Source organism: Bartonella sp. B1099, from assembly GCF_944801835.1.
In the GTDB taxonomy this organism is placed as follows: domain Bacteria; phylum Pseudomonadota; class Alphaproteobacteria; order Rhizobiales; family Rhizobiaceae; genus Bartonella.
Window position 1 is genome coordinate 128,876 of sequence record NZ_CALYLN010000002.1, and the last position, 18,646, is coordinate 147,521.

The 18,646-nt window shown below is 36.4% G+C and carries 15 protein-coding genes, 2 tRNA genes and 4 pseudogenes; 10 read left to right on the forward strand and 11 right to left on the reverse strand.

The annotated features are described in order from the left end of the window. The first annotated feature begins 125 nt into the window (after positions 1-125). Positions 126-201 (forward strand) — tRNA-Thr (locus NNJ73_RS06865). 100 nt (positions 202-301) lie between these two features. Here NNJ73_RS06865 and NNJ73_RS06870 read toward each other — a convergent pair. From NNJ73_RS06870 to NNJ73_RS06900, 7 genes and pseudogenes are all read right to left on the reverse strand, one after another. Further along, positions 302-506, reverse strand: a pseudogene (locus tag NNJ73_RS06870) (helix-turn-helix transcriptional regulator). A 68-nt stretch (positions 507-574) separates the two neighbouring features. After that, positions 575-1,198: pseudogene (locus tag NNJ73_RS06875) on the reverse strand (lambda exonuclease family protein). A 1-nt stretch (position 1,199) separates the two neighbouring features. Beyond that, a complete protein-coding gene (locus NNJ73_RS06880) occupies positions 1,200-1,964 on the reverse strand; it encodes an ERF family protein (protein ID WP_254493428.1) in 765 nt (254 codons plus the stop codon). Between the two features lie 151 nt (positions 1,965-2,115). Then, the gene (locus NNJ73_RS06885; protein WP_254493431.1) at positions 2,116-2,640 is read right to left on the reverse strand and encodes an antA/AntB antirepressor family protein; all 525 of its coding nucleotides are present in this window, start codon (positions 2,638-2,640) and stop codon (positions 2,116-2,118) included. Between the two features lie 28 nt (positions 2,641-2,668). After that, positions 2,669-2,986: a hypothetical protein gene (locus NNJ73_RS06890; RefSeq protein ID WP_254493433.1), complete on the reverse strand. Its 318-nt coding sequence runs from the start codon at positions 2,984-2,986 to the stop codon at positions 2,669-2,671. Between the two features lie 10 nt (positions 2,987-2,996). Next, positions 2,997-3,548: a hypothetical protein gene (locus NNJ73_RS06895; RefSeq protein ID WP_371923252.1), complete on the reverse strand. Its 552-nt coding sequence runs from the start codon at positions 3,546-3,548 to the stop codon at positions 2,997-2,999. A gap of 12 nt (positions 3,549-3,560) precedes the next feature. Further along, positions 3,561-3,680 (reverse strand): annotated as a pseudogene (locus NNJ73_RS06900) (phage regulatory protein/antirepressor Ant); the annotation flags it as partial. Between NNJ73_RS06900 and NNJ73_RS06905 the strand changes: the two are divergent. From NNJ73_RS06905 to NNJ73_RS06920, 4 genes are read left to right on the forward strand one after another with little or no spacing between them, the layout of a single operon-like run. Continuing rightward, a complete protein-coding gene (locus tag NNJ73_RS06905; protein ID WP_254493435.1) occupies positions 3,667-4,326 on the forward strand; it encodes a lysozyme in 660 nt (219 codons plus the stop codon). The pseudogene NNJ73_RS06900 and the gene NNJ73_RS06905 overlap by 14 nt on opposite strands. Next, complete coding sequence (locus tag NNJ73_RS06910; RefSeq protein ID WP_254493437.1) at positions 4,323-4,550, forward strand: hypothetical protein; 228 nt, start codon at positions 4,323-4,325, stop codon at positions 4,548-4,550. The genes NNJ73_RS06905 and NNJ73_RS06910 overlap by 4 nt, the downstream gene beginning before the upstream one ends. Continuing rightward, positions 4,483-4,686 (forward strand): hypothetical protein, encoded by a 204-nt coding sequence (locus NNJ73_RS06915; RefSeq protein ID WP_254493439.1) that lies wholly within the window; start codon positions 4,483-4,485, stop codon positions 4,684-4,686. The genes NNJ73_RS06910 and NNJ73_RS06915 overlap by 68 nt, the downstream gene beginning before the upstream one ends. Then, positions 4,679-4,834 (forward strand): hypothetical protein, encoded by a 156-nt coding sequence (locus NNJ73_RS06920; protein WP_254493440.1) that lies wholly within the window; start codon positions 4,679-4,681, stop codon positions 4,832-4,834. Before NNJ73_RS06915 ends, NNJ73_RS06920 begins: the two co-directional genes overlap by 8 nt. 333 nt (positions 4,835-5,167) lie before the next feature. Here NNJ73_RS06920 and NNJ73_RS06925 read toward each other — a convergent pair whose 3' ends face one another. The 3 genes from NNJ73_RS06925 to NNJ73_RS06935 form a co-directional block, all read right to left on the reverse strand. Further along, positions 5,168-6,061, reverse strand: coding sequence for an outer membrane protein (locus NNJ73_RS06925; RefSeq protein WP_254493441.1), 894 nt, complete (start codon positions 6,059-6,061; stop codon positions 5,168-5,170). A gap of 580 nt (positions 6,062-6,641) precedes the next feature. Beyond that, complete coding sequence (locus NNJ73_RS06930; RefSeq protein WP_254474300.1) at positions 6,642-6,914, reverse strand: hypothetical protein; 273 nt, start codon at positions 6,912-6,914, stop codon at positions 6,642-6,644. Beyond that, the gene (locus NNJ73_RS06935) at positions 6,908-9,283 is read right to left on the reverse strand and encodes a mechanosensitive ion channel domain-containing protein (RefSeq protein WP_254493442.1); all 2,376 of its coding nucleotides are present in this window, start codon (positions 9,281-9,283) and stop codon (positions 6,908-6,910) included. Before NNJ73_RS06935 ends, NNJ73_RS06930 begins: the two co-directional genes overlap by 7 nt. A gap of 173 nt (positions 9,284-9,456) precedes the next feature. Here NNJ73_RS06935 and NNJ73_RS06940 point away from each other — a divergent pair, with 173 nt between their 5' ends. The 4 genes and pseudogenes from NNJ73_RS06940 (at position 9,457) to NNJ73_RS06955 (ending at position 15,282) form a co-directional block, all read left to right on the forward strand. Beyond that, the gene (locus tag NNJ73_RS06940) at positions 9,457-9,855 is read left to right on the forward strand and encodes a hypothetical protein (RefSeq protein ID WP_254493443.1); all 399 of its coding nucleotides are present in this window, start codon (positions 9,457-9,459) and stop codon (positions 9,853-9,855) included. Between the two features lie 91 nt (positions 9,856-9,946). Next, entirely contained in the window at positions 9,947-12,460 is a 2,514-nt protein-coding gene (gene secD / locus NNJ73_RS06945) for a protein translocase subunit SecD (protein WP_254493444.1), read from the forward strand. A 100-nt stretch (positions 12,461-12,560) separates the two neighbouring features. Beyond that, positions 12,561-14,332 (forward strand): annotated as a pseudogene (ybaL, locus tag NNJ73_RS06950) (YbaL family putative K(+) efflux transporter). Then, positions 14,329-15,282 carry a YbhN family protein gene (locus NNJ73_RS06955; RefSeq protein ID WP_254493445.1) on the forward strand — a complete coding sequence of 318 codons (954 nt, stop codon included), beginning with the start codon at positions 14,329-14,331 and terminating at the stop codon, positions 15,280-15,282. The pseudogene ybaL and the gene NNJ73_RS06955 overlap by 4 nt, the downstream one beginning before the upstream one ends. A 598-nt stretch (positions 15,283-15,880) precedes the next feature. Here the strand turns inward: NNJ73_RS06955 and NNJ73_RS06960 are convergent. Beyond that, positions 15,881-15,956, reverse strand: a tRNA-Lys gene (locus tag NNJ73_RS06960). Positions 15,957-16,402: 446 nt separating this feature from the next. Here NNJ73_RS06960 and NNJ73_RS06965 point away from each other — a divergent pair. Continuing rightward, complete coding sequence (locus tag NNJ73_RS06965; RefSeq protein WP_254493446.1) at positions 16,403-17,971, forward strand: TerC family protein; 1,569 nt, start codon at positions 16,403-16,405, stop codon at positions 17,969-17,971. Positions 17,972-18,646 lie beyond the last annotated feature (675 nt).

The window sequence follows — 18,646 nt, forward strand, 5'->3', positions numbered from 1 at the left end:
CATTGTAAAAAAAGAAATAAACTGATTATTTTTTATTTGTTATATAATTTTCTTTTAATATGTACAAAAATTGGTAATTTTTTGTTTTCCTTTTTATGAGTTTGTGCTAACTCCTACATGGTCACGCCCTTATAGCTCAGTTGGTAGAGCACCTGATTTGTAATCAGGGGGTCGGGAGTTCGAGTCTCTCTGGGGGCACCATATTTTGTGTTTAACATATTGAAATATATATATTTTTTCATTTGATTCTCTTTTTTAAGACCACCTTTCAGACCACCCTTTACGGTTTATACAATTTTATCTAATTTGTTGTTATTTGCTCCGTATTTTTCTTTGGAGTGAAGGCTAGAATCTCTTTTTTTTCTCCACCTTACTGCTCTCCCTAGCTTATATAGCTCTGGAAATAACCCTTGAAGCACCCAATTGCGAATCGTTGTTGTTGATACACTAAAAAGCTCTGCACATTCACGGGTTGTTACATATCTATCACGATCATCAAATATCATCTCATGACCTTTTTTTTATGTTACATAAATGGGTGGGAGTGCTGGGAGGAGAGAGCACCCCCATAACATCAAGCGGCTTTTGTCAAAATCTTTTGCATCTCTTGCTCTATTTCTGCTAAAAAATTTTCAACTGCTTGATTGATTTATTTAATTTGTTCTTCATCACGATTGATGCATTTGATCTTCATTCTCAAATTAGTAGATTTACCTACAAAGTTTGGATTATAGCTAACAAAATCACACCATTTGCGCCCCGTACAAGCCATTTGAAATTGCATTTGTGCGTGATATTCAGGCTTGATATTACTATCGATAAAGAAGCGTAGATGGTTTGGTGGTTGCGGGCATTTAACCTCTACTAAACCGTCTTCACCAACAAATCCATCAGGACTTGCACCAGCCATTGGGATTGTGGGATGTTGAATGAAACCGCACCCTGTGACCTCTGTATCATAAATAAAGGCATATTCTCTCAAGGCATCTTCTTCATGTTCAATGCCCCATTGCATAGCGGGTGTTATATAAGATTGGCTTATTTCCTCTGTTAATCGCTCTGTCATAAGTTTTATTTTGTAGTCTTCATATTTGCTTGTAGGTATTCCCTTGGCTGTTTTACTGAGTACGTTATAAACGTTTGAAGCGGTGACTTTACCTAAACGGGCTTGAAACCATTCTGCTGTTCTTTGTTCCATTTCACACCGCCTTTTGTTGCTCTTGTTGTGCTTTATTCATTTGAGAGCGTTTCTTTTTTTTCAAAGCAAACAAAACGGTTTGTGCTTGTTTATAAGACATCTGTGTTAGGGTTTTTACTCCTATGAAAGAAATAATATCGCTTTCCTTTGCTTGTGTCTGTTCCATTAATTCTTTGATTTCATTCATCTGTTCAGAAGAGATACCAGCAAGAATTGTGGCTCCATCTGTATCGTCTTCTTTTCTTGCTACATTAAGAAGCATGCCTAGCAGGTATCTTCGTGCATAGGTAATTGTAGAGCCAACCGCTTGTATGCTGTTTTTGCTCCCTGTAGTGTCAAAGGGAAATGTTCCTTCTGTTGATATTTTATTCCCTGATTTATGTGTTAAAGTCATTTCTACGGTTATACCGTTTGAGTTCTGTGCTTTGATCTGAGAAAACAAGGCAAAGTGGTGTTTTGCAAGAGTTTCCTTGATTGCATCAATATATTTATCAAGTGTTGTATAGATACTTTTAGTATGTGTATTAAGGGCATTTTGTTCGATGTTTTTATATTCCATTTGCATAGCAGAAAGATCACGGACAAAGTCCTGGCGCTCTTGTCGTTCTATCTCCTTTTCTCGCAATTCAAGAAGGCTCTTGAGACGCTCCAGATCGACATCACTTTGTAAAGCTCTTTCTAAAATAAGCTCCATAGCTGTAGAGTTGGTTTCACAAGCGTTTGTTTTTTCCACTAATTCCGTTTGTGTGGTACTTAGTTCTCTCATCTTGATTTCCTCCATTAAAGCGCAACTCACCCGTGGCGTGAATCACGCATGTGTTAAAAGTTGTTTGGTTTGGTTAGAAGCCTGCCTTTAAAAGCTATGTGATATTGGTCCCCTCCCCGCCTGTAAAACGAGGAGGTGAATCAATTTTTACTTAAGCCGCTTTAACGACAGATCTTGCTAAGACCTGTTTTGCTTCTTTAATTAACGCTTTATATTTTCTGTTCTCTTCATCTACTCTAAAAGCATCAACAAGACGAACATGGATAGGACCTAAAAGATACAAAGCTTTTTCACCAGCGTTCATACCCTCCCAATAACTTGGTAAATCAAAACGTGTATCTTCATAATCAGTAGATTGGCTTTTTAACTTTTTCTCACATTCAATAAAGTAACGGCGTGCTTGTCGTCCTTTTTCATTACGTTCAACCATTGAGAGTTCTTTCGCCATATCTAATGTGAGGTGATATTCTACTGCTACGGCATTGTTCGCTTCCATTTTTTTGTGGAAGCGAATAAAATCCTGTCCTTCAAGAAAAGAATAAGCAGCAATACGTTTTTTCATCCAAGTAGAAAAATCTTGTTTGCTTTCCAAAAATGCATGCAAATTACGTGCATTAACTGTTTGAACAGTTTCCCGATCAATAATTTGTTCTGATATTTTAATGAGAGTGTTCATAATGAACTCCTATGCAATTAGATGTTTTTCATTGACACTCCATAAGAATGCCGGGCGCTGAAAAACACGGTGCATAGTCCGTCGTTACGCTTTTCCCATAAGGGTATTGTATAGCGTAACCACACCCGACAAGGTCATTATATGCGTGTAACATAGAATGAGTCAAAGCCTTTAATGTGCGGAAAATAAACTGTTTCGGCAATTCATCCGCTATGCATTTTAAGTGTTTTTCAAGCACCTGATTTGAGGATATATATACTGATAGTATATTGTCAATTAAAAAATTAAAAATTTGACGCAAATAAACTTTGATTGTTTCATTAGTGAGTTTATATTTCTTTTCCATGATTATTTTCCTACCTTAAAGCAGTGTCGTTACCGGATTCTTCTGTATTTTCGGTTACTTGTGCATCATCAGAAACCAAGGCATTCCCATAAATACAGTTGTTGCCAAAAAACCATGCACTCCCATAAATACTAGCTTTGCCGTAAATCTTCATATTACCAGAAATCTTTGCTTTACCGAAAACCTGCGCATTGTCATAAACCTTGGCTTTGCCAAAAACTTCGGCATTGCTCCCCACGCTAGCAGAGCCATAAACTTCAGTATTGCCATTAACCACAGCATTATCGAAAACTTTGGCATATTCATAAACTTTGGCATGATCACAAACATGAGAATCGTCAAAAACCTTGGCATCACCAAAAATCTGTGCATGACCATAAACCTTGGCATTATCACCAATCCAGCAATTGCCTTCATGACTTAAGTTATCTTCTTTTTCTATAAAGCCACCAAGATCACCTTTTTTCACATCTCCAAAGTCTCGTAATGCTTTAATTCTATAAAGTGTCTTAAAGCCAACTTCGGTTGTCTCATCAGTAAGTTCGTATTTCTTTTTTATCATGATAACCTCCTCTTAATGCATGCTTTGTCTTTTAAGCTCTTGAGACAGCAGCCCCATGCCTTTTGTGGTAATTTTTGCGCAAGGAATGACTTTTTCTATTCCACTGGCGGTTTGAAGTGTGAAAATATCACAAGAAGGGTTTGCACTCATAAAACAATGGGAAGGCTTGCGCCTCAATGCTTATAAAGACGCCATCGGTGTGTGGACAATCGGTTATGGACATACAAACAGTGCCGGAAAACCTTTTGTTCACAAGGGCATGACAATTACTGAAAAACAAGCCGAAGATCTTCTTTGTAAAGATTTAAGTCAATTTGAAAATGCCGTTGAACGCACTGTTACAGTTTCATTAACGGATGAACAATTCGCGGCATTGGTTTCCTTTTGCTATAATGTAGGAACAACAGCTTTTTGCAATTCTACACTGCTAAAAAAGCTTAATAACGGTGAATATGAAGCAGTCCCGGCTGAATTACAAAAATGGACCAAAGCGGGTGGTAAACGCTTGCAAGGTCTCGTACACCGGCGTGTCGCAGAAGCAGGATTATGGGCGAAAGGCGCTTATGTTTCCTCTAACTACCAAACGGTAGAAACAAAGGATTCAACAACGCTCTTTAAAGCAGAAGCATTGGCACCAGTCATTGGTTCTTTTTCAGGTCTTGGCGGCTTGTTAGCAGGCAATGGTCCAGTGCAATGGGCACTTGCCACCATCATGGTTCTAGCTGCAGGTGTTGGTCTTTTCTTTGTTGCCAAACGCTTTCAGGAGCACCGACTATGATCTTATGGATGAAAAAAAATCTGCTGTTAACAGGTGCGGCTTTTGCCGCTTTTTTTATGGCTTTAGCCAAAGCTTTTACCCTTGGCAAAAAAGCAGAACAGCAAAAGCAAATAGAAAAAACTTTAAAGGCAGCAAAAACACGTCTGGAGATAGAAAATGAAGTTAACAAAAAAACTGATGCTGATGTGCGCGCTGCTCTCTCTCGTTGGTTGCGCAACAAATAAGTATGTCTCTTGTGTTGGTTGGTTACCCATTTATTTAAACAAAAGAGATGTTAACGTCATCAGTTCAAGCTTAGCAAGAGATATCTTAAAACATAACACCCTAGGTGAACGTTTGTGTGGATGGAAACATGGCTAGAAGAAAAACAAGAGACGATATAGAGCTTACAGAAGCGGAAAAAGAAATCCTTCAAGAAATCATCATGACCTACAAAAGTGTAAAGGTGATGTCTCGTTATACGAAATGGATTGTACTCATTATACTCTTATTAGCGCTTGATTTTTGAATGGGTTATTAGAAGGCAAAAAAATTAAACCACCTTTTAAAACCCTATCATCACGCTATCAGATGGTATTGAGATAGTACTAAAATACGAATCATTGCTGCTTTTTTGAGGCACATTTTTGGCACTAAATCACCATACCCTATGAGTTTAAGAAAATTAATTCTTAATAATTAAGAATCTGAGTAAGCATTCCTTACCTCCTCATCATCACTCAAAATCAACAATCTCTTTCTTTATCATGAGATAGTATTGATAATGCATAAAATTTCGAAAGATAAAGGTCCTATCAAAAATAGGACCTCTTAAACTTGAGCTTCTTTATTTCCACAAAAACTAGAATTTGTAAGCTATTCCTGCACGAAAATCATTCGTCTTATACTTAACTTCAATCTCGTCTTTAAATTTCTTTTTACCAAAATCTGAGTAACGATATTCCGCACGTACAACAAGATTATCTGTCATTGCAAAATCAACACCACCACCGAGCGTATAACCAATCATCGTTTTTGTAGTATCCACTGTCTTATTAAAGGGATCATCTCCTGTAATGACTGTTGATAAAATATCTTCAAACTGTCCATAAGCGACACCACCAGCAATATAAGGCATCACCCGACCAGCAGAAAACCCAACACGTATCCGTGTGGCACCTGTCCATTTTTGTTTTAATGTATGATTAAAAGTTAAACTATTTTTCTCTTCTTTATTCTCTGGATCAGATTGAGAAGAGCCTCCGTGTTTACTGATAAAGTTGACCTTTTTCCCATTTCCATCTTCTGTATCTTCAGTATCAGTGCTCGATCCAGCAGAACCAGATTTCTCAGCTTGAAATTTCGTTTTTGTATCCTTTTTTTCCGTTAAAAGGATATCCGTATCAAGCCCAACAATCAAATTATTACCAAGATCAAAATTAACACCCGCATATAAACCACCTACAAATCCAGAAAGTTCAGGCTTATACTGTTTCTCAAGGGGCACCCATGGCTTAGTTTTACTCTCCTCATCAGGATAGAGAGGAATATCAACATCACGCGTTGTTCCAGAAACTTTACTTGAAAAGCCACCAATTTGACCTCCAAAATAAAAACCAGCCCAAGAAAAAGGTGAAGAAGCAACAACCTCTGAAACAACATGTACTGGCTCTTCCGGCGCCACCACATCGGCAGCCTGTACGATAGAAGGTGAAATAAAAGAAAAAATAGATGCTGTTAGAAATTTCGTATTCATAAAATTATACCCCATTGCTAAATTTAAATATAATCAAAAATCACATTTAGAAAAACAAAGTTTTATAAAATATTATACCAAAAATCGCATTTACTCCTTTATAGTTACATTTAAAATAATCACTATATAAATACATCATTACATCAAAATTGAAGTTTAGCAAATAAATTTTAATAAATTCAAAAATATTAGAACTTAAATACTTAAAATAATAAATATTTAATAAAAGTATCTATTGTATATTTTAAAATGAGAAAATATAAAACATTTTGTATTAAAATTATCTCAATAAAAAATACAAAAAAGAATATTTCATGTCTCTTTTAATGAGATAAATTCTTAAAATTGCTAAAAATGATGTAATTATTTTTATAAAACAAATATTTATTAAAATTATTATAAATATAACTCAATATTTTATATCAAAAATATATAATATAGATTCTCTCTATATAGAGTAAAAAAATATCTTACACGAAACTCATCCCTTTTTTTCCTATCATTTTCAAAAGGTAACATGGAACACGTGCAAGTTTATTTCCTTCTAAAAATTGTTTCCAAACAAAAGTTTTCAATCATTTTATTTAAAAATTGCTCTTCCCCTACTAATTTCTATAATGTCGTCTGCCTTTATTACAAAACGGTCTTTATTAGGAAAAGTAATAAAGCATCCCTTCATACAAATTGTTATGATTTGATGTGTATTTAAAGAAAACTTTGAAGGTATACTTCCTTCGACAATAATGAGAGACTGCATCTTTAAATCCGTATTTTTTACTGTTGCAGCAAAAGACGTTATGGCAAAATTATTCAACAGAATACTTGTCATCAAAGCGTAAATATATTTTAGCATTCTAAGATTCCTTCCTCAGCAAAGCGCTTATATAAGACAAATCGAAGAGTATTAGTTACATGAGAAGGTGCGGTAATATTAGGTATATAAATAGCCAAATTAAAGGAAAAGCTCTTATTATCAAATGCTGTAAAACTCACCTGTGGGAGAGGATTTTTTAAAACACCTTCTGTCGAAGAAGCAATCTCTAATAAAATTTCAACAACATGTTCTGGAGCAACCTTAGATGACACAGTCACTGGAATATCAATTCTTCCTACTTTATCGCGCCGTGTCCAATTACTAACGTTATTATTAATAAGGCTTGAATTGGGAATAATAATCGTTTTACGCTGAATGGTCTCAAGTTCTGTTGCTCGTACACTAATACGCTTAACGACCCCCCCTACTGATCCGGATTCTATATAATCCCCTATTTTAAATGGTCTTCCAACTAAAATAATAAGTCCAGAGACAAAGTTTTGAACAATATTCTGTAAACCAAAACCTATACCAAGTGAAAGTCCTCCAGCAATAAGAGCAAAATTTCTAAGATCCAAACCTGCCATTGATAATCCTGTCAAAGCAGACAGAACAACGCCTCCATAACTTATCACTGTTTTGATAGAGTTACGGACACCAGAATCGAATTCTCCATGGTCCAACACTACATGATCTAACCAATCAATAAATCGACGAATAAGAAACCAACAAACACCAAAAGAAATAATTCCTGTGACAAGAGAAATCAAAGAGAGAGTCATATTTCCGATCTGAAAACCGCTCACCGATTGCCACAAAACTGCTTTCAAATCAGAATAGGAAAATCCAAACTGTGCAGCGATTGGCATTGCACAAAATACAACAACAAATAAATTGAGAAAAACGCTTAAAATAATTCCCAATTGATTCATTATTTTTTCTTCTAAATGAAACCTCTGCATCAAAAAATGACCAACAGTTGTCTTCATAAATTGTCCTTTAGTTCCAATTATTTGAGCGCTTTTTATGCCTAAATACATGAGAACTAAAAATGCTCCACCAATCATAATTTGCTGCATAATAAAACGCGCGAGACCAACATAACCTAAAAAATTTAACACAAAGAGCAATAATCCCAAGGCAATAAAAGGAATGCGTATATAAAATGGCCAAAAATATGGTTTTCTTTTTTCTCCTTGAAAACGCCCACGACTAAACCGCAAAGGCACAAATGCTATTATAAACAGCAATATCGCGACAAGAAAAACAGCAATAAAACTTTTAGCAATTGTCAAAGATAGAGGTGCTGAAATAATTTGATAAATACTATCAAAAACAGCATCAAATGCCAAAACGCCCCCTAAAGAAGTGAATAAAATTACTAATTGATAAGCAGACGATGGTGCAACATTGAAAAGACGTATATGGGGCATATTCGATGATAAAAGAACAACTGCTAAGCGATTGATTAAAAAGACTAAAATAATTTGACAACCGATCGTATTAAAAACAGTTGTAAGCTTACCTGGATCTAAATTAAAATTACGAAACAAAAACAACACAAGATAAACGCAAAGAACACAGATAAGCGAAGGGAGGAGAACTGAAATAAAGGAGATCAATAAGCGTTGTAAATAGGATATCTCCTCATTAGACTTGGTAAAATGGCAATACACATGGACAAGAATCTTACGAGAAAAATATGAAAGTCCCAAAGTGATAAAAAGTGGAATCAAAAAGCAAAGAAAAAGTTGTAACAGTTTGAAATAAAAGATAAAACTCCACCAAGAACTCAACAGAAAAAGAAAATCTGATGAAGCTTCTTTTGTTTTCTGGATAAGATGCTTAATCATCGGGATCGAAAATTCAAGCCTATCGGTCAGTGTGCGTTTAAAAAGCTCACGAGATTGAAAAATAGAAAGTTCAGCTATTCTATTTGTCGCCAAAAAAATTGCTTCAAACCGAAGCATAGTACGATTGATTTTAGCTTTTTGCTCTATCAAGTAAGTGTATTCCTTCACTGAGCTTTTCAGTTTTTTTACGTCATGATGAAGCTCGGTTAATTGATCAAGAAGAGCATTAATTTCATTAAGAGGAGAACGCAAAACAAATGCTGCCTCGAGCGCACGTTCACTGATATCTTGTGCACGTAAGCGCAATTCTTCCAAAGCACGTTCATCTTCTAATTTTCTGTCAAAATCTCTTTTTAAAGTTTCAGTACTTTCTTCAAGGTTCTCAATAATTAACTGTTGTTGTTGAATAATTTCATCAACTGAATAAGAAGCTATTGTCTGTTCGACAATTGTATTGCGCGCCCCCTCATTTCCCCATGCGCCAGAATTAAAAACAACGACAATCCCCAAAAGAAGGAAAAATATATGGGTATTTTTTCTACAAAATGAATACATATCTACCTTAGATACACAAAAAGGATTTTAACCCCCTCCTTTAAATAGAGTATAAAGCAGATATTTTCAACTTTTGTAGAATAATCTTATAAAAGCTTTCCCTTATCCTATAATACTGATAAAAAGGATAATCGTAAGGCTGAACTTAATAAGATTAAAGAAGGTACTCTTGCATGCTTTTTTTGTACCTCTATTGCAAAAAAGAAAATTTGCTCCCTTTGATGAGCTGGATTTTTCTATCCAGTTTGGGTGTATTTTTGATGAGTAACTTAGGAACGCGTGCCTCTTCAATCAAACAATCACACGCCGATAATATCATTAGGAATATTATTAAAACGAATAGATTTGATTTACAAAACACACACAATAAGTGTGATCAGTTGAATGTTCTAACAACTGAAACCAAAAAAATTGTAACATTCCATGTAGAATCTATTTTTATGAGGACCTTTCAAAAAATCCTCACATTGGAACTCTTTTTAATAAAAATTCCAGCTAGTTATAAACAACTTCATAACGTCAAAGCACAATATTTCTCAAATAAACGGGCTCCTCCCAATGAATACACCTAATTTTCTTCCTTGAATTATAAAACAATCATCTTATTTTACTTGTGCTTTTAACTTTGAATCACTGTTAGATTGCCTATTAGCGGAATATATCATGCGTACACCTGGTTGGTTAACTACTCTTTATTGCTTTATCCTTTTAAGCAGCATTTATATTGCCTTACCCAATTTATTTTCACACGAACAAGTTAAAAATTCGAAATTCTTACCCGATACCCGTGTAGCGCTTGGTCTTGATCTTCAAGGAGGCTCTTCTCTCCTGCTTGAGGTTGATAGCAAAACGTTAAAACGCGATCAATTACACATCGTTTTAAGCAACGTGCGCAATACATTGCGTGAAAAGCAAATCCGTACCTCAAGTGTTCGTATCGTCGAAGATAGCGTCATTGCCGTTATTTCTGATGCATCACAAACTGAAAAAGCTCTCTCAGCCTTAAAAACATTAATAACACCCATACACAGTAGTTTTGGGACGACAGAACATAACATCACCATCAGTGCTCAAAATGAAATGCTTCGTGTCACATTAACGGAAGCGGGAATAAAAGATCGTGTAAGTAACGCCATTGAACAAAGCTTAGAAATCATCCGTCGCCGTATCGATCAAGTTGGTGTTTCAGAACCAGCGATCCAAAAGGTTGGAAATGACCGTATTATGGTCCAATTACCTGGCTTACAAGATCCAAAACAACTACGAGATCTTTTAGGCACAACCGCTAAGATGAGTTTTCATCTTGTTCCCTCTAATGTGGACCCCAATAATCCCCCTATAGGTGTTTCTATTCTTCCTGGATATACTGATGAAACACAACGCTATGCAATTTATGATCAAATTGCCTTAGATGGAAATGTCCTTAAAGACGCCCGCGCTGGTTTTGACCCGCAAATGCCAGGACGTTCTATTATTTCATTTACATTAGATTCTGCTGGTGCAAAAATATTTGCCGATATAACACGACAAAATATTAATCGTCCTTTTGCCATTGTTCTGGATCATAAGGTTTTAACCGCTCCTACCATCAATAGTGTCATTCCCAATGGGCAAGGTCAAATTACAGGAAACTTTGCCCCCAAAGAAGCCTCAACTCTGGCTGCTCTGCTCCGCGCTGGTTCTCTCCCTGCTCCACTCACAGTCATTGAAGAGAGAACGGTAGGTCCAAATCTTGGTGCTGATGCGATCCAAATGGGACTTTACACCGGCATAATCGGTTTTATACTTGTTGCAATTTTTATTTTTCTTCTCTACCGAATTTGGGGGCTCATTGCCAATATAGCCCTAGCGCTCCACACGATTTTAACATTTGCAGCCCTTAGTCTTCTCGGTGCGACGCTGACCCTGCCTGGTATTGCTGGTATTATCTTAGGCATCGGTATTGCCGTTGATGCAAATATTCTCATCAATGAACGTATCCGTGAAGAAAGTCGAAAAGGTGTAAGTGCTTTTGCAGCTCTAGATCGTGGTTTTAAACAGGCTTTTGCAACCATTGTTGATGCAAATGTTACGGCAATTATAGCGACTGTTTTACTCTTTTGGTTTGGTACCGGTCCCGTTCGTGGTTTTGCCGTAACCATGTTGCTTGGGATTATCATCTCCATGTTCACAAATATTACCATTGTACGCATCATCATGATTTGGATTGTTCGTAAATGGAAAATTAAAAAATTGCATATTCACTCTGCTTTCAACATTCTCCCCCAAAATACAACTTTCCACTTTATGAAAGCGCGATTCATTGGGATTGGTGTCTCAATTATTTTATCAATAGCTTCAGTTTTTCTCTTTTTTAAGCCTGGCTTGAATTTTGGAATTGATTTTATTGGTGGCAGCCAAATGAGTATTACCACGAAAGTACCAGCAGACCTAGCAACCCTGCGCTCCAAGCTTTCTACCCTTAATATTGGGGAAATTAGCCTGCAAAATATCGATAACGAAAACACCGTACTCATTCGCATGCAGAAACAAAGTGGGAGCGAAGCACAACAAACCATCGCCATTGATAAGGTCAAAATAGCTGTACAAAATATCTATCCTGATACCACATTTGATCAAATAGAAGTTGTTGGCCCCAAAATTTCAGGCGAACTTGCCACAGCTGCATTTACGGCTGTTATTCTTGCCGCTATTGCCATGACTCTCTATATATGGTTACGCTTCGAGTGGTTTTTTGCTATTGGAGCCATTGTCACACTCATTCTAGACACCACAAAAATGATCGGCTTTTTTGCTTTATTTCAATTTGATTTTAATTTAACAGCCATCGCTGCACTCTTAACAATTGTTGGATATTCTATAAATGATAAGGTTGTCGTCTATGATAGGATGCGCGAAAATATGCGTCTTTATAAAAAAATGCCATTGCGCGAACTGATTGATCTGTCCATTAATCAGGTTCTTGTTCGTTGTTTTTTTACATCCGCCACAACAATTCTTGCTATGCTTCCTATGGCGATATGGGGTGGAAGTGCCGTTCATAATTTTGCATTGCCCATAGTCTTTGGGATTATTGTTGCAACATCATCTTCTATCTTTATTGCTGCTCCTATTTTACTCCTACTAGGAAATTGGTGGCGTGAACGAAATAATCGTGTAAATATGAAAGCGAAATGAAAATGTTCTTTGATACATATGATACATCATTTCTCTCTTCTCGAAGAAATAAGAGGCATTTTCGTTCATTCGCTTTTTGATCAAGAATAGTAAATAATCCATGCTCCACGACACACCACTTATCACAACCATTGTTGCCGGTTTATGTTTAGCATTTCTTTTGGGAATGATTGCTAGCCGTTTGCGGATTTCACCCCTTGTGGGCTATTTGTTAGCTGGTGTTATTGTGGGCCCCAATACAGGTGGATTTAAAATAGATTCCGTTATTATCAATCAACTTGCTGAAATTGGTATTATTTTGCTCATGTTTGGTGTTGGGCTCCACTTTTCCTTAAAAGACCTTTTATCTGTCAAAGCGATTGCTGTCCCCGCTGCTATTGCCCAGATGGCATTTTCTGCTTTTTTAGGCTTATGTCTTGGTCTGATTATGGGATGGGGTCTTAGCGGAAGTTTGATCTTCGGTCTTGCTTTATCCATAGCAAGTACTGTTATCCTGTTACGTGCTTTGCAAGAGCGTCATCTTATTGAAACAGAAAAAGGCCGTATTGCCGTTGGATGGTTGATTATTGAGGATTTAGCAATGGTCCTTATACTTGTCCTCATCCCATCCTTGGCAAGCACCCTCAACAATACAAACAAAGAAGCATTAGACCCTCTCGTTCAATGGTTGGATTTAAGTATTTGGGGTGTTTTTGGTCTCACCATCCTGAAAGTCATTCTATTTATCGCATTAATGCTCGTCATTGGGCGACGCGTCATCCCATGGCTTTTAAAAATGAGCGCACAATCGGGATCACGTGAATTATTCCGTCTCAGCGTCTTTGCCATTGCCCTAGGCGTAGCTTTCGGAGCCGCTCATTTATTTGGTGTTTCTCTTTCTCTTGGTGCTTTTTTTGCCGGTATGGTCATGAGCGAATCAGAATTGAGTCACCGCGCTGCTGAAGAATCCTTACCACTACGCGATGCCTTTTCTGTTCTCTTTTTTGTTTCTGTAGGCATGTTATTTGATCCAGGAAAACTCTTGACTCATTTTTTTCCTCTTTTAGCAACCTTATTCATTATTGTGATTGGAAAATCTGCTGTTGCCTTTTTCATTGTTAAAGCTTTTCGCTATTCGAATGCAACGGCTTTGACGATTGCTGCAAGCCTTGCTCAAATCGGAGAATTTTCCTTTATCCTTGCTGGTTTAAGTCTAAGCTTAGGACTTTTAAACAATGACGCTCATGATTTAATTCTTGGAGGAGCAATTTTTTCTATTTTGCTCAATCCTCTTGTTTTCATTGCCTGTAACAAAATAAAAAAACGTCTAGAAAAAATTTCTGTCTCTTCACAAAATACCCAAACAATTATTGATATTGATCCACAAGATCCTGACCAAGATTTTTTACAAATGACCATAAAAAACAACCATATCGTCATTATTGGCTATGGTCGTATTGGTCAATGTATTGCATTATCTTTAGTAAATAGAGATCAACCCATAGTGATTGTGGAAGAATCAAAACGCCTCGCTGATAAAGCAATTGCCGATGGCTTTGAGGTTATTTGTGGTAATATCATTCAACAAGAAATAATGAACGCAGCCAATATAAATAATGCACATAAAGTTGTTATTACAATGCGAAGTACCATTGAAGTCGGAGAATGTATCGTGAATATACGTGATATGCAGAAGGATATCCAGATAATCACACATGCATTATCCGACACAGAAACAGCTTATCTCATTGATTTAGGGGCTGATGTTGTAGTAACGGATGATGAAGAAATTGCCAATGGCATTATAGGGCATATAACAGAACAAAGGTCTGTAAAAAAATATGCATAATCATGAAAATTTATAGAAAACTAAAAATGGATAAAGAAGCGTGAAAATAAAGCAATTTATATGGCCCTTAATTGGTATCTTAGCAATGCTGATATCTATTCGGATTCTTTATATAAAGCTCTCTGCCATTTCGTTCACAGACGTATTGGAACGCTTGAGCGATTTAAATGCACAGCACTGGTTATTAGCCTGTTTATGTTCCCTGCTTGCTTATGCTGCTCTTGCTGGCTACGATCGTATTGCCTTGCAACATCTAGGCCATAAAATTTCTTGGATTTTCATCGCTATCTGTTCATTTACAACTTACGCTCTTTCACACAATATCGGTGCTTCCGTTTTTTCTGGTGCCGTCGTGCGTTATCGTGCCTATAAAATGAAAGGATTAAATGGAACAGAAATCGCCATATTAGTAGGTTTTTGTTCTTTTACTTTTGTCATCGGCACAATCTTACTGTTAGGGATCGTTTTGGTTCTGCAACCCGAAATTATCACCCTCATTCATGAAGGGCTTCCTGAATGGCTTGGAACGACAGTTGGGGGCATTTTACTCAGTTGCATAGCACTTTATACGTTTGGGAGTTGGCTTCAATTGAAACCCTTACGCTTGGGCAAGAAAATTCAGCTTTCCTATCCACGGCTAAAAATTGTTATTCAACAGCTCCTCATTAGCCCTCTAGAGCTTTTAGGAGCAGCAGGAATTATATATGCTGTTCTCCCCTACAATGCAGATATTCATTTTATTTCTGTTCTTGGCGTTTTCTTAGCATCTTTTACGATAACACTTCTCTCCAATGCGCCAGCAGGAGGCGTAGGCGTTCTTGAAGCGCTCTTCATAACAGGTATGCCCCATATAAACCCAACCGATGTTATCGCAGCACTTATTGTTTTTAGAATACTTTATTTGATCATACCACTCATCATTTCATTATTCGTGGTCGCCATCTTTGAAGCGCAACAATATTGGAAAAGAGCCCCTAAAACACCCCCTAAATAAATAAAAGACTATCAATGGCTTCTTGTGTGTGTGCCTATCAATGATATAATCATTGCCGGAGTTCAGTTGCATCTGTAAATTAATACAATCATTATTTTTTATTTATCTTTTTGCCTTCGAACTTGAAATGCCCCCTTTATAAGAAGCTGATTCTAAAAAAACGGAGAAATATTTATCTATTTTCCTTCAAAAAAAAATGCCCATAAACTTGAAAATAGTTATCCGTGTAAAAAACAATCGTTTCTACAACATATAACATATTGATTTATAAATATAATTTATCTTTATTCAACTTGAATGAAACCCTTGAATACTGTAAAATTTTCTCATTTCAAATCTCTTCCACATTGAATCAATCAAAACCCTTCGCTTGCATGTTATAAACGGGAAGAGCCTTATGGCATAAAACTGTACAAAAAGACTAAAAACGCCTTTCTTGCTTATAAAGAGTCTCAAGTACCAAGAGCTGTTGGAATACCATTGGAAGCTGGCAAACAGTATGGTGGTATCGGATTGTTCCTCCTCCCCAATTTCATTGAACCTCTTATATCTTAAAAAATTTCAAGCAATCAACAAATTATTTATAATATAAAATAAATGGTGGGTGATGAGGGGATCGAACCCACGACCCGCTGATTAAGAGTCAGCTGCTCTACCGACTGAGCTAATCACCCATAAGCTTCCCAAAAGATGAGCTAAAAAATGAGAATGAGCGTTTCTATAACGCTCCTAAGGGTGGATGTCTAGATATTTTGTTGTTTTTTATATAGCCTCATTGTCTGCAGGGCTTAAAATATGCTATTGACCACTTGATCTTATATAAAAATAAACCCATTATAAGAAGCTCTATACATAAATATTCTGATTGTTATACAGAACCTATAATTGGAGGATTATCGAGCATAATGCCCGAGCAAAATTTAGAGGAACCTTCTTGTCGTTATCAGCGGAATGGGGCGTCGCTTTGTTTTATCAATAATCATATGCGTTTAGGAAATATTTTTCTGTTTTTCCCTTTGAATGTAAGTTTTTTACATTCAAAATTCATGATCCAATATGCGAATAAAAGCCCATGATTTTTTTGTCAATCGCGCGCTTTTAAGCTTTTAAAAGGTGAGAAATGATGGAATGGATCACTGATCCCCATGCGTGGTTTGGTTTGGTCACGTTGGTTTTCCTCGAAATTGTTTTAGGAATAGATAACCTTATCTTTATTGCAATTTTAGCTGAAAAATTGCCACTACATTTGCGTGACCGAGCACGCTTGATAGGTCTTACTTTAGCATTAATCATGCGGCTTTTCCTTCTTACAGTTATTGGATGGGTTATGAGACTCGATATGGTCATTCTTTCACTTTCATCTTTTGTCTTTAGTTGGCATAGCTTTATTTTAATTGGTGGAGGAGCCTTTTTGCTGGCAAAAGGAACGTTAGAATTACATGAAAGGTTAGAAGGAGTATCACATGAAAGAAAAACAGGCGTTGCTTATGCTGTTTTTTGGCAAGTAATTGTTCAAGTCGTGGTGCTGGATGCTGTTTTTTCACTCGATAGTATTATTACCGCAACAGGTATGATTGCAAAAGAACAAGCAGCCGTTATGTATATCGCAGTTATTACTGCTATGGGAGTCATGATGTGTGGCTCGGGCTCTCTTATGCGTTTTATTAATCGTCATCCCACTATTGTAATCCTTTGTCTTGGATTTTTGATGATGATTGGTTTTACGCTCATTGTTGAAGGATTCGGTTTTCATATTCCCAAAGGGTATTTGTATGCTGCTATTGGTTTTTCTGTTCTCATCGAAGCTTTTAATCAAATTGGACGTCGTAACCGTGAAAAGATGATTACAACGAATGATCTACGCAGTAGAACAGCTGATGCTGTTTTAAGGCTCTTAGGAGGAGGAAGTAAAGATAGTCATCTTGCTGAAACTGTAGATGTCATTGCGGAACAAGCCGCAGCTTCTGAGTTATTTAGACCAGAAGAAAAAGAGATGATTCGTGGTGTTCTCGATTTAGCAGATCGTCCTGTTCGCTCTATCATGTCGCCGCGCAATGAGATTGAGTGGTTAGATTTAAATGCTGATGAAAATGAAATGCGTGAAGAATTACAAAAGGTTAAACATAGCCGCTTAATTCTTGCGCGTGAAAAAGTGGATGAATTTGTTGGCGTTGCGTTAACAAAAGATCTTCTTTTGAATCTGGCTGAGGGTAAAAAGATTAATTGGAAAAAAGCAATGCGAGAACCGCTTGTTGTTCATGAAAACACAAGTGTTTTACGATTGATGGAACAATTACGCCATTCTTCGATTCAGCTTGCAATTATTGTTGATGAGCATGGCTCTTTTGAAGGAATTGCAACACCAACCGATATTCTTGAAGCTATTGCAGGAGATTTTCCTGATGACGATGAAGAGCTCATGATCGCAGAACAACTTGAAAATGGCAGCCTTCTTGTAGAGGGATACGCTGATATCCGCCGTTTAAGTGGTTATCTTGGACGAAATCTTGTTGATGAGGCAGATCGTTATACGACTCTGGCAGGCTTTATGCTTTGGCAATTTGGTCATTTGCCGAATGAAGGGGAAAGTTTTGAAACCGATGGTTTACGCTTTAAAGTGATTGAAATGGAACGCCGAAACATATCTAAAATTCTTATTTCTCCACTTGTGTTACCAGAAAAAAGCTAATTCTTTTGATCCATAAGGTTAAGTAAAAAGATTTTTCTTCATGATGAGAAAGTGAAAAGAATAAGAAATTGATAACTTAATTGTATTGTCCTTATTTTATATTTTTTAAGCGGAAAGAATGAATGTACAAAAATTAAGTTATCAATAAATTTTCAGTACAAAAAAGTTTTCACTGATGATTTGCAAAGAGCGCTAAAAGGAAAAATGGTGCATAATTAGGTCATTAATCTCAAAAATGATAATTTTATACAACATATTGATGCATAATTATTATTTACCATTTTTTTTATTAAAATACTCCGCCATCTTCACATCCAGAAAGCTTCTTTCAACCATCAAATTGCCGTGTTAGATTGCCATCATTGATGCATTCACTGAACTGATGAAGAGACTTTAGAGATTTGATACTTATCGATTATAGAGAAAAATGACAATGAAAATTGCTATAACCGATAGAATAACTCAAATGAGTGAGTTTAAAAAAATCTAAGAAAAATTGATGTCTTATTAATCTGGCATGCAAAAATAACAGAAAAAGCAGCTAAAAAACACAGTGTTGAATTGGCTAATATCCTTCTTGTATAGATAAAGTCACTGATGATTTAGCAAAAAATATAATAAAACATAGCAAAAAAACAATCTTAAAATGTTCCGTTCAAAGCATAAAACCATTGA

What these genes read in the sequence shown, in the direction of transcription:
- NNJ73_RS06880 (WP_254493428.1), bottom strand. Translation starts at nt 1,964, where the DNA reads ATGAGAGAACTAAGTACCACACAAACGGAATTAGTGGAAAAAACAAAC.
- NNJ73_RS06885 (WP_254493431.1), bottom strand. Translation starts at nt 2,640, where the DNA reads ATGAACACTCTCATTAAAATATCAGAACAAATTATTGATCGGGAAACT.
- NNJ73_RS06890 (WP_254493433.1), bottom strand. Translation starts at nt 2,986, where the DNA reads ATGGAAAAGAAATATAAACTCACTAATGAAACAATCAAAGTTTATTTG.
- NNJ73_RS06895 (WP_371923252.1), bottom strand. Translation starts at nt 3,548, where the DNA reads ATGATAAAAAAGAAATACGAACTTACTGATGAGACAACCGAAGTTGGC.
- NNJ73_RS06910 (WP_254493437.1), top strand. Translation starts at nt 4,323, where the DNA reads ATGATCTTATGGATGAAAAAAAATCTGCTGTTAACAGGTGCGGCTTTT.
- NNJ73_RS06915 (WP_254493439.1), top strand. Translation starts at nt 4,483, where the DNA reads ATGAAGTTAACAAAAAAACTGATGCTGATGTGCGCGCTGCTCTCTCTC.
- NNJ73_RS06920 (WP_254493440.1), top strand. Translation starts at nt 4,679, where the DNA reads ATGGCTAGAAGAAAAACAAGAGACGATATAGAGCTTACAGAAGCGGAA.
- NNJ73_RS06925 (WP_254493441.1), bottom strand. Translation starts at nt 6,061, where the DNA reads ATGAATACGAAATTTCTAACAGCATCTATTTTTTCTTTTATTTCACCT.
- NNJ73_RS06930 (WP_254474300.1), bottom strand. Translation starts at nt 6,914, where the DNA reads ATGCTAAAATATATTTACGCTTTGATGACAAGTATTCTGTTGAATAAT.
- NNJ73_RS06935 (WP_254493442.1), bottom strand. Translation starts at nt 9,283, where the DNA reads ATGTATTCATTTTGTAGAAAAAATACCCATATATTTTTCCTTCTTTTG.
- NNJ73_RS06940 (WP_254493443.1), top strand. Translation starts at nt 9,457, where the DNA reads ATGCTTTTTTTGTACCTCTATTGCAAAAAAGAAAATTTGCTCCCTTTG.
- secD (WP_254493444.1), top strand. Translation starts at nt 9,947, where the DNA reads ATGCGTACACCTGGTTGGTTAACTACTCTTTATTGCTTTATCCTTTTA.
- NNJ73_RS06965 (WP_254493446.1), top strand. Translation starts at nt 16,403, where the DNA reads ATGATGGAATGGATCACTGATCCCCATGCGTGGTTTGGTTTGGTCACG.